At 71.5% G+C, this 10,189-nt stretch carries 9 protein-coding genes and 1 tRNA gene; 1 reads left to right on the top strand and 9 read right to left on the bottom strand.

Features of this window, described 5'->3' with window-relative positions; all coding sequences use genetic code 11:
- Positions 1-28 precede the first annotated feature (28 nt).
- From E1283_RS23910 to E1283_RS23870, 9 genes are all read right to left on the bottom strand, one after another.
- Complete coding sequence (locus E1283_RS23910) at positions 29-619, bottom strand: hypothetical protein (RefSeq protein ID WP_132820194.1); 591 nt, start codon at positions 617-619, stop codon at positions 29-31.
- Positions 616-2,349 carry a PHP domain-containing protein gene (locus E1283_RS23905; RefSeq protein WP_132820193.1) on the bottom strand — a complete coding sequence of 578 codons (1,734 nt, stop codon included), beginning with the start codon at positions 2,347-2,349 and terminating at the stop codon, positions 616-618. Before E1283_RS23905 ends, E1283_RS23910 begins: the two co-directional genes overlap by 4 nt.
- 198 nt (positions 2,350-2,547) lie before the next feature.
- Complete coding sequence (gene arfA / locus E1283_RS23900; protein WP_132820192.1) at positions 2,548-4,074, bottom strand: arabinosylfuranosidase ArfA; 1,527 nt, start codon at positions 4,072-4,074, stop codon at positions 2,548-2,550.
- 114 nt (positions 4,075-4,188) lie between these two features.
- The gene (locus E1283_RS23895; protein WP_132820195.1) at positions 4,189-4,986 is read right to left on the bottom strand and encodes a carbohydrate ABC transporter permease; all 798 of its coding nucleotides are present in this window, start codon (positions 4,984-4,986) and stop codon (positions 4,189-4,191) included.
- A 62-nt stretch (positions 4,987-5,048) separates the two neighbouring features.
- Positions 5,049-6,008 carry a carbohydrate ABC transporter permease gene (locus E1283_RS23890; protein WP_132820191.1) on the bottom strand — a complete coding sequence of 320 codons (960 nt, stop codon included), beginning with the start codon at positions 6,006-6,008 and terminating at the stop codon, positions 5,049-5,051.
- Positions 6,005-7,306 carry an extracellular solute-binding protein gene (locus E1283_RS23885; protein ID WP_132820190.1) on the bottom strand — a complete coding sequence of 434 codons (1,302 nt, stop codon included), beginning with the start codon at positions 7,304-7,306 and terminating at the stop codon, positions 6,005-6,007. Before E1283_RS23885 ends, E1283_RS23890 begins: the two co-directional genes overlap by 4 nt.
- A gap of 239 nt (positions 7,307-7,545) precedes the next feature.
- Positions 7,546-8,403, bottom strand: a complete 858-nt coding sequence (locus E1283_RS23880) for an SMP-30/gluconolactonase/LRE family protein (RefSeq protein ID WP_132820189.1) — start codon at positions 8,401-8,403, stop codon at positions 7,546-7,548.
- A gap of 41 nt (positions 8,404-8,444) precedes the next feature.
- Positions 8,445-9,212, bottom strand: a complete 768-nt coding sequence (locus tag E1283_RS23875) for an IclR family transcriptional regulator (RefSeq protein ID WP_132820188.1) — start codon at positions 9,210-9,212, stop codon at positions 8,445-8,447.
- A gap of 142 nt (positions 9,213-9,354) precedes the next feature.
- Entirely contained in the window at positions 9,355-9,651 is a 297-nt protein-coding gene (locus tag E1283_RS23870; RefSeq protein WP_132820187.1) for a YtxH domain-containing protein, read from the bottom strand.
- 165 nt (positions 9,652-9,816) lie between these two features.
- Between E1283_RS23870 and E1283_RS23865 the strand changes: the two genes are divergently transcribed.
- A tRNA-Asn gene (locus tag E1283_RS23865) sits at positions 9,817-9,889 on the top strand.
- The last annotated feature ends 300 nt before the right edge of the window (positions 9,890-10,189 follow it).

Below are 10,189 nucleotides of genomic sequence, written 5' to 3'. Positions count from 1 at the left end.
GGTGGGTGGGGGGAAACCCGACGCCGCGCTACTCCGCGTCGTGTTCGCCGCCACAACACGGGTGCGGATCCGGCAGCTCGAACGGCACGTAGACGCCGCCCCGCGCGGGAGCGACCCGCAGCAGCAGCCGGCCGTCGACAAGTTCGGGCCGCACATGCCCCCTCGTGTCCAGCGTCGCCGACGGTTCCGGCACCACACCACCCAGTACCACGGCCGAGTCGATCGCGGTGCGGTCGAACAGTTCGGCCAGCGTGAGGGTGCCGGACAACCCGGCCGAGCCGGGGAAGAGCACGGCCCTGGCGCCGGACCGGTCGTGGCCGGCGAGGGCCGCCACCGCCGCGGCCCGGCGTTCGGCGGGGCCGAACAGCCGGTCGCCCCAGGCGACGGCCAGGTCCCGCTCGTCCTTGAGTCGTTCGAACGTGGCCGCGGCCGCGGCCCGAGCCGGGTCCGGCAGCTCTATGGAGAGCGCCAGACCCGGCTCGGGCGTCCGCACCACATGGGTGCGGGCGTGTGCACCGGGCGGGAGCGGGAGTGTCTCCGCGAGTCGGTGCAGCAGGTGATCGGCCGTACGCGGGCCACGGGTGCCGGCCGAGAGGCCGAACAGGGCCCGCTGTGTCACTGGGGCAGCACCCACATCGGGTTGGAGTAGAACCACAGGTCGCGCCACGGGTCGGCGTCGCCCATGACGTCCAGGGCCGGCCCGTTGGGGTCGACGGAGGCGCCGTTCAGGCCCGCCTGGGTGCGGTTGCCGTCGGTGCCGCGCACCCGCAGGTAGAACGGGCGGTCGACGCGGCCGAGCTGGTAGGTCAGCGTGACGGTGCCGGTCGACTTGTTGACCTCGAAGGACTTGGCGACCCTGGTGTTCGGGGTGCGGAAGGTGTCCTTGTCGGAGACGGTGCCGGTGACGTCGCCCTTGATGACGTCGACGCGGGCCAGCTTGGGCACGAACTGCGCCCAGTTCGGGCCGTTGGCCAGCGCGATCTCCAGGGTGAGGGTGACGTCGGTGCCGCGCCGCACGGAGAGCGTGCCGCCGAGCGTGGCGGAGCGGTTGCCGCCCCGGACCTGGGCGTTGAGGCCGGAGATCAGGCCACCGTGGTCGACCCAGACGCGGCCGGCGCGGAGGCCGTCCATGACGGCGGCGTAGGAGAAGCCGGCCGAGCCGACGTGGGTGCGGCTGTACTGGCCGGGCCAGTAGTCGCCGGCCTCGACGTCCATGGCGGGGCCGCCGTAGACCGGGTCGCCGTGGAAGCCGTTGCGGTCGAAGTCGGTGTCGGCGGGCCGCACGGAGAGGTCGCCGTAGTTGCTGTGCGAGTCGGAGTTGGCGGTGATCCACCACGCCTTGCCCTCGGCGAGCAGGCTGTCCCACAGACCGCCGACGGTGGCGGTCATCCAGTCGAAGCCGCCCCAGGTGCGGTAGCTCTCGGCCGGGTAGCCGGGGAAGGAGTCGCTGCCCGGGCTCGACTCGTAGTAGCCGCGGCCGCCGCCGGAGCCGTGCGGGGCGGGGATGCCGGCGGCCTGGTGGCCGGGGGCGCCCTCCATGCCGAGCGCGATCCTGGGCTGCGCGTCGCGCCAGGCGCGGATCTCGTGCGGCGAGTCGATGCCCTTGCGCGAGGGGTGGTTCGCGAACATCATCGCGTCCTTCACCTTGCGGCGCTGGACCTGCTCGGCGAGGAAGTTCAGACCGGAGATGGCGAGCGCCTCGTTCTGGGGCGTGTTGCCGGTCGCGTTCCTGACGCCGCCGTCGTAGTCGGTCTCGAACTGCTTGAGGACCGAGACCTCGTTGTCGCCGGGGTGGACGAAGACGGTGGCGTGCTCGGCGGCGGGGATGTTCCACTCCAGGCCCTGGAAGACCAGGGTCTCGTCGAACGTGTCGCGGGCGGCGCGGATGTCGGGGTTGACCTTCTCGACGCCGATCCGCGAGTGGTTCACGGAACCGTGGTCGGTGATGACCATCCAGTCGAGGCCGTGCCGGGCGCCGTTGCGCACCTGGTCGACGACCCGGTACTTGCCGTCCGAGCTGTACTGGGTGTGGATGTGGTGGTCGCCGGCCAGCCACAGCAGCCGGCCGTTGCCACCACCGTTGTTGCCCTGGCCGTTGCCGTTGCCCTGACCGTTGCCGAACACCGTGCCGGCCGCGGCCGCGCCGGTGCCGGCGAGCACGCTGGCGCCGGCCACGCCCGCGCCGAGCAGGCCGGCGCGGCGCAGCATGGAGCGGCGGGAGAGCTGGTCGGGGGTCAGTTCGCTGTCGGGGACGTTGACGTCCATGGCCGCCGGAAGCGGTCTCGACTCGGCCTCGTGGGCGTGGTCGTGGTGGTGGTCGTGTCCGTGGTGGTGATGGCCGTGGCCCATCGTGGCTCCCGGTAGGTGTTTCGCCAGACTCTCGTCTTCTCGGCGGGCACTCTTCAGGCGGCAGATGAACGCAAGGTGAGGCGCGGGAGACGACGACCCACCGGGCCCCTGACTGGTTCACCCCGTGTCGTCCGTTCCGTGCCGGTCCACGCACCCGGGGTGAGCGTGGGCGGGACCGGCACGGCACGGGGGACGGGGTCAGGCGAGCCGGATCACGTTCCAGGACAGCGGTTCCAGGGTGGCGCTGAGCACCTCGCCCTCCAGGCCGGTGCCGGTGGCCGGGTGCGGGGCGACGCGGTCGGGCTCGGCGGCGGTGTTGCGGGCGTCGGGGTCGGCGTCGGCGAGCACGCTGTGCTCCACCACCCGGCCGAGCCCGAGGCCGCGCAGGGTGATCTCCAGCGGCAGCGGTTCGGTCTGGTGGCGGTTGACGGCGAAGACGGTGACGGCGCCGGTCGCCTCGTCGCGGACGGCGGTGGCGTGCAGCAGGTCGACCTCGCCGTACTTGGTGGTGGTGTGCCGGGGGCTCTCGGGGCGGACGTCGAGGACGGTGCCGCGGCCGTGGGCCGAGGCCTGCGCGAACGGGTGGAAGGTGGTCTGTCGCCAGGCGGCGCCGCCCGGCTCGGTGGCGATCGGCGCGATGACGTTGACGAGTTGGGCGAGGCAGGCGACCTTGACCCGGTCGGCGTGCCGGAGCAGGGCGATCAGCAGTGAGCCGAAGACGACGGCGTCGGTGACGCTGTAGTTGTCCTCCAGGAGCCTGGGCGCCTCGTCCCAGTCGTCGCCACGGCCCTCGCCCGACAGGGTGGGCGCGCTGCCGTCCTGGTACCAGACGTTCCACTCGTCGAAGGAGAGGTTGATGGTCTTCGCGGACTTCAGTCGGGCGCCGACGTGGTCGCAGGTGGCGACGACGTTCTCGATGAACGACTCGGTGTCCACGGCGGAGGCGAGGAACGAGTCGCGGTCGCCCTCGCGCTCGTAGTAGTAGGCGTGCAGCGAGATGTGGTCGACCAGTTCGTAGGAGTGCTGGAGGACGGTGGACTCCCAGGCGGCGAAGGTCTCCATGGACTGGGACGAGCTGCCGCAGGCGACGAGTTCGACGTCCGGGTCGATCTGCCGCATGGCGCGGGCGGTCTCGGCGGCGATCCGGCCGTACTCCTCGGCGGTCTTGTGGCCGGTCTGCCAGGGGCCGTCCATCTCGTTGCCCAGGCACCACAGGCGGATGTCGTAGGGGTCCTTGTCGCCGTTGGCGGCGCGCCGGTCGGAGAGTTCGGTGCCGCCGGGGTGGTTGGCGTACTCCTGCAGCTCGATGGCCTCGGCGACGCCGCGGGTGCCGAGGTTGATGGCCATCATCGGCTCGCCCTGGATCTTGCGGACGAAGTCGACGAACTCGCCGAGCCCGAACTGGTTGCTCTCGGTGGACCGCCAGGCCAGGTCGAGCCGGCGGGGCCGCTGTTCCTTGGGCCCCACGCCGTCCTCCCACTTGTAGCCGGAGACGAAGTTGCCGCCCGGGTAGCGGACGACGCTGACGCCCAGCTCGCGGATCAGCTCCAGCACGTCCTCGCGCAGCCCGGCCTCGTCGGCGGTGGGGTGTCCGGGTTCGTAGATGCCGGTGTAGACGCAGCGGCCGAGGTGCTCGACGAACGAGCCGAACAGCCGCGGGTCAACGGCCGAGACGGTGAAGTCGGGGTCGAGAGTGAAGCGGGCGGTGTGCGGTGTGTCGCTCATGCTGGTCCCTGCTCCGTACACACATCATGTTCGGGATTCCGAACGGCGGTCGTCAATTCGAACAAAACCTAAGGCCGGCACGGCCCGCGGGTCAACGGGCCGAGCCGGCGCCCGTCACTGCCCCGCCAACCCCGTGTGGGCGACACCCCGCACGATCTGCCGCTGGAAGAACGCGAAGACCACCAGCAGCGGCAGTCCGCCGATGATCACCGAGGCCATCACCTGGGCGTAGCGAACGCCGTAGGTTGACTGGACGTTGACCAGGCCGACCGGCAGCGTCATCGCGTTGGGGTCGGTGGTCACCAGGAACGGCCACAGGAAGTTGTTCCAGGTCTGGATGAAGGTGAAGATGGCGACGGCCGCCAACACCGGCCGGGAGAGCGGCAGCACGATCTGCCAGAACACCCGCCAGCGGCCGGCGCCGTCCACGTAGGCGGCCTCCTCGAGTTCGCGCGGCACGCCCTCGAAGAACTTCACCAGGATGAACACCATGGCGGGCACGGCGACCTGGGGCAGGATGACGCCCCAGTAGGTGTCGACGAGGCCCAGCGAGACCATCTCGGCGAACAGCGGCGCGATCAGCACCTGGGGCGGCACCATGATCCCGGCGAGCACCAGGCCGTAGAGCGTCCGGCGGCCGCGGAACTCGGTGCGGCTGAAGCCGTAGGCGGCCATCGCGGTCAGGGCGACCGTGAGGACGGTGGTCACGGTGGCGATGTAGGCGGTGTTGAACATCCAGCGGGTGATGTTTCCCGACTCCCAGACGGCCCGGTAGGCGTCGAGGGTCAGGTACGAGCCGATCCACTGGAAGCCGGTCTCGGTGGTCTCGGACTCGGGTTTGAAGGAGGTGGCCAGCGCCCAGGCGAGCGGCAGCAGCCAGAGCAGGGCGAGCAGCAGGGCGCCGCCCAGCATGACGAGTCGCCCGCGGGTCCAGCGCGGCCGGCGGCCGGCGGCGGTCTCCTGCACCACGGTGCTCACAGCGCGTTCTCCTCTCTCCTTCGGCGGGTGATCCGCAACTGGATCAGCGAGACGATCACGATCAGCGCGAAGAAGATGTAGGAGATCGCGGACGCGTAGCCGATGCGGTAGCCGGTGAATCCGGACTGGTAGACGTACTGGAGGATCGGCCGGGTCGACTCGTCCGGGCCGCCGCCGGTCATGATGTACACCTGGTCGAAGATCTTGAGCGAGGCGAGGAGTTGGAGCACCAGCACCACGCCGGTGGTGGAGCGCAGCTGCGGCAGGGTGATGTGGCGCAGCCGGTGCCAGGCGCCGGCGCCGTCCAACTCGGCGGCTTCGTAGAGGTGTTGCGGGATGGACTGCAAGGCGGCCAGGTAGAGGAGGAAGTTGAAGCCGACGGTCCACCAGATGGTGGTGAGGACCACGGAGAGCATCGCGTAGCGGGTGTCGGTGAGCCAGCCGATGCCGGGGTGCAGGCCGAACTCGGCGAGGAGTTGGTCGGCGAACCCGAAGTCGGAGGGGTAGATCACCCAGAGCCACAGCAGGCAGACGACGCCGGACGGCAGCAGGAACGGCGCGAACCAGCTGAGCCGCCAGAGCCAGGCGACCACCCGCAGGTGGTGGGCGAGGAGCGCGAGCACCAGGCCGACGACGACCAGCGGCACGGTGGAGAGCAGCGTGAACCAGAGGGTGTTCCAGAGCGAGGACCAGACGTCGGGGTCGGTCAGCGCCTCGGCGTAGTTGTCGAAGCCGATGTAGTCGGACCGGGTGCCGGCGATGTCGGCGTTGGTGAGGCTCATCCGGATGCCGGAGAGCAGCGGCCAGACCAGGAAGAGCCCGTAGACGACGAGGAAGGGCAGGGTGAAGACGAGGCCGTGCTCGCTCCAGTGGCGGCGCACGGTGGCGGGTGGTGGCGCCTTCGGCGGCGCCGGTTCGGCGGGCGCGGTCAGCTCGCCTGGCGTGGTGGTCGTCATGCGGTCTCCCCGAACGGGCTTGGCGTGTCCAGGAGTTCCTGGAGCCGGGACCTGGCCTCGGCGAGACCGTCCTCGGGGGTGCGGGAGCCGGTGAGCACCCCGGCGAAGACGGCGCCGAGTTCGATCCAGAGCCGGGAGGCGGAGCCGGCGAACCAGACCTGCGGGTCGAGCACCACCTCGTCGATCACCTCGCGGTACTCGGACTGCGGGCGCATCGCCAGGTAGTCGGGCTCCTCCAGGGTGGGCAGGTAGGCGGGGACGTGGCCGCCGGCCGCCCAGTCGACGGAGTGCGTGAGCATCCAGGCGACGAAGGCGTGCGCCGCCTCGTTGGAGGCGCCGCCGCGGCCGGTCTGGTGCGGCAGCACGAAGGCGTGGCAGTCGGCCTGGGTGGCGGCGGTGCCGAAGAGGTTGGGCACCCGGGCCATGGAGAACGGCAGCCCGGTGTTGAGGTAGGTGGTGACCTCCCACTCGCCGTTGAGGAAGAAACCGGTCTCGCCGGCGGCGAAGATGCCGACCGAGCCCTGGTAGTCGGCGCGTTCGACGCAGAGCCCCTCCTCGGTGAGCCGCCGCATGTAGCGGAGCACGGTGAGGGCCTTGGCGTCGTCGATCGCGATCCGGGTGCCGTCCTCGGTGAGCAGTTGGCCGCCGGTCTGGGCGTAGAAGGTGTTGAACATCCGCCAGGGGCCGATGGTGTCGGCGCCCAGCGTCTCGGCGACGAGGCCCGGGCCGCCGGTGACCTCGCCGGCGGCGCGCACCGCCTCCGCGAAGGCGTCCGCACCCTCGACGGGGCGGAGCCGCCCGTCGCCGTCCAGCAGCCCGGCGCGCTCGCAGACGTCGGTGTTGTAGTAGAGGACCATGGGGTGGGTGTCGAGCGGGACGGCGTACTGGACGCCGTCGACCGCGCCGCGCCGCCACAGGTCCACGGGGAAGTCGGCGGCGGTCACGCCGTGTTCGGCCAGCAGGTCGAGGTCGAAGGCGTCGAGGAGTCGGCCGGGGGCGAAGCCGGCCAGCCGCGCCAGGTGCAGGGCGGCGACCTCGGGGGCCCGCCCGCCGGCCCCGGCCATGCCGAGCTTGGTGTAGTAGGGCGAGCCCCACTGGAGGGTGGCGGCCTCCAGGTCGATGTCGGGGTGTTCGGCCTGGAACGCGTCGAGCATCGCGGTCATGTTGGCGCCGTCACCACCGCCGAAGAGGTGCCAGTAGCGCAGCCTGGTCTGTCCCGAGGCGGCGCCGCTCGGGGCCGAGCAGCCGGCGGCGGCGAGCGCGCCGAACGCGCCGAGCCCGGCGAACGAGCCGAGCATCCGTCGTCTGGTGGGCCCCGGGGGCGACGGGGGGCCCAGAGTGTGTGGAGCGGATGGTCGGAACATGCGGCACCCATCCTCCATTCGTAATCCCGAACAAAGATCGAAAATACGAACATGAAAGTAGGTGGGTAGCGGAGCGGAGGTCAACGGTCGTGCAGCAACTGGATTTTTCCGAGCGCTCCGGGGGCGGCCCCCGGGCGACTCGCCGGCTGTCCCGGTGAGCCGCCCGGCCCTGGTCAGCCGGCGAAGGCGGGCTGCGGCAGCCCCCGGCCGGCGCCCGGCAGCACCAGCACCGAGCCGGCCAGCGGCTCGGCCCCCGGGTCGGTGCCCACGCTGGCGGAGGTGATGTAGAGGTCGGTCAGCCCGGGGCCGCCGAACGCGCAGGCGGTGGCGCGGGAGACCGGCAGCTCGACGACGCGGTCGAGCTTGCCCTCGGGCGTGAAGCGGCGCACCGCGTGGCCGTCCCAGAACGCGACCCAGACGTGGCCGTCCGCGTCCACGGTGAGGCCGTCGGGTGAGCCGGTGAACTCGGCGGTGTCCACCAGCGGTCCCCGGTCCCGCACGGAGCCGTCCTCCGCGACCGTGAACACGTCGACCCGGTGGGTGGGGGTGTCGACGTAGTACATCAGCGAGCCGTCCGGGCTCCAGCCGATGCCGTTGCTGACGGTCGCGTCGGGCACCACGACGGCCGCCGCGCCGTCCGCCGTGACCCGGCTGAGCGAGCCGCCGCCGGGGCGCTCGTCATAGCGCATGGTGCCGGCCCACAGCGTGCCGTCGGGCGCCACCGCCGCGTCGTTGCCCCGGCGCCCCGGCACGGCCTCGTGGCGCAGCCAGGAGAAACCGCCGGCCTCGTCGTAGAGCCCGATCCCGTCCCGCAGGTTGACCACGAAGCCACCGCCGACCCGGGGCTTGGCCGCCCCGACGTGCTGCTCGGTGGGAAGCACGGTGCGCCGGCCGGTGGCCGGGTCGAAGAGGTTGATCCGGGAGGCCAGGATGTCCACCCAGATCAGCCGCCCGCCCGCCGGATCCCAGGTCGGCCCCTCCCCCAGCTCGGCCCGCGCCCGTATCGCGATCTCCAGACCGTCCGCCACCATGACCCGCTCCCTCTCGTCGCCTGCCTGCCAGCCTGCCCGCCTCAGCCGTGGTGGCCGAGCCGCTCCGACAACTGCGCCGCGCCCTTGACCGCCAGGTCGGCCAGCTCACTCTGCCGCTCCTCGCTCCACCGGATCATCGGCACGGAGACGCTCAGCGCCGCCACCACCCGGCCCGACCGGTCCCTGACGGGCGCGGCGACGCAGCTCACGTCGGGGTTGGACTCGCGCTGCTCGGAGGCCACCCCGCGCTCCCGGATCTCCACGAGCGCCGCCCGCAGCGCGGTCGGGTCGGTGATCGAGTGGGGGGTCATCGCCCGCAGCTCGCCGGCCGTGGAGAGCCGCTCGGCGAGCCGTTCCGGCGGCAGCGAGGCGAGCAGCATCTTGCCCACCGCGGTGCAGTGGGCGGGCAGCCGGCGCCCGGCGGCCGACACCATCCGGACCGCGTGGGTGCTGTCCACCTTGGCGATGTAGATGACGTCGGCGTCCTCGAGCACCGCCACGTGCACGGTCTCGCCGCAGGTCTCGGCCACCGCGCGCGCCACCTGCTGGCCCTCGGCGGCCAGGTCGAGCTGTTCGGCGTAACGGCTGCCCAGTTGGTAGGTGCGCACCCCGAGCCGGTAGCGGCCGGGCTGCTCGGGCACCGGCACCAGATAGGAGCGGGCCGCCAGCGTGGTGACCAGCTCGTGCACGGTGGTGCGTGGCAGCTGGAGCCGGCGGGTGATCTCGGGGGCGGAGAGTGTGCCGTCCCCGTCGAGAAAGAGCTCCAGTATGTCCAACGCTCGGCTGACGGCCGGCACGCGACGCCCCATGCTCTACGCCTCCCCCGCACTCAGTCGTTCAAGATGCCCGGTGTTCGAGATGCCCACTGTTCGAGATCCCGGGCGAATTCCGGAATCTCGAACATACGCTAACCAGCGCCGGCGACCACGGGCAATGGTCGGGAGGCGCGGACTACCCGCACTCCCGGGCGTCGACCTCCGCGCCCGTCGCCCGATCCCGCACCGAGCGTAGCGTGTCGGTCACCGAGCTCGGCACCCTGCCGGCGGTCCGGTCGGCCATCAGACCCGCCGCCCGACCGGCCACCTGCCGGCCGGTCTGCGCCGCGCTGTCCACCGCGTTCCGGACCGAGGGGTTGCGCCGGGCCCGGTCCGCCGCCCCCCGCAACTGCTCGTACCGCTCCCGCCCCGCCCTGGCGCCCAGCACGTAGCCGGTGGCCAGACCCGCGATGAAGATGAGCTTGCGCATCAGACGCTTCCCTTCGTCGGACTTTCTGATCTTCTCCTGACCCGCAAAGGCACCGGCAACCGGGTGGCCCGGATACCGATTTCAAACCACCCCCTCACATGCGCTAATGTAAGCGTCGCGCGAAGGGCGCGCCCCCGGGATCTCGGGCGGCGAACCCGAGCAGAGCAGTCCCCTGTAGCTCAATTGGCAGAGCAGCCGGCTGTTAACCGGCAGGTTACTGGTTCGAGTCCAGTCGGGGGAGCAGAGTGGATGTTCGTCCACATCACCCGAAGGGCCCCGATCGGGGCCCTTCGTTCGTGTTCGGCGCTTTTCCGACCCTCGCGATGCATCACTCACCGGCCATCGGGAACCGATCACCCCATGCCCGCAGTCACAGTCCGCGTACGAGCACCCCGACCCGCGCGGGAGATCGTATGAACGGCTATGCTGCGGCAGACAGCGCGCACACGTGTGCGCGGCACGCCGTACCTGGGGCGGTAGCTCAGCCGGTTAGAGCAACGGACTCATAATCCGTCGGCCGTGGGTTCGAGTCCCACCCGCC

Source organism: Streptomyces hainanensis (assembly GCF_004348415.1).
Lineage (GTDB): Bacteria > Actinomycetota > Actinomycetes > Streptomycetales > Streptomycetaceae > Streptomyces > Streptomyces hainanensis.
Note: the sequence above shows the minus strand (reverse complement) of the source record. Positions and strands in the feature narration are given on the sequence as shown.

Coding starts and splice junctions, on each gene's coding strand:
- E1283_RS23895 (WP_132820195.1), bottom strand. CDS start 4,986: ATGCTGGGCGGCGCCCTGCTGCTCGCCCTGCTCTGGCTGCTGCCGCTC.
- E1283_RS23890 (WP_132820191.1), bottom strand. CDS start 6,008: ATGACGACCACCACGCCAGGCGAGCTGACCGCGCCCGCCGAACCGGCG.
- E1283_RS23880 (WP_132820189.1), bottom strand. CDS start 8,403: ATGGTGGCGGACGGTCTGGAGATCGCGATACGGGCGCGGGCCGAGCTG.
- E1283_RS23905 (WP_132820193.1), bottom strand. CDS start 2,349: ATGGGCCACGGCCATCACCACCACGGACACGACCACCACCACGACCAC.
- E1283_RS23875 (WP_132820188.1), bottom strand. CDS start 9,212: ATGGGGCGTCGCGTGCCGGCCGTCAGCCGAGCGTTGGACATACTGGAG.
- arfA (WP_132820192.1), bottom strand. CDS start 4,074: ATGAGCGACACACCGCACACCGCCCGCTTCACTCTCGACCCCGACTTC.
- E1283_RS23885 (WP_132820190.1), bottom strand. CDS start 7,306: ATGCTCGGCTCGTTCGCCGGGCTCGGCGCGTTCGGCGCGCTCGCCGCC.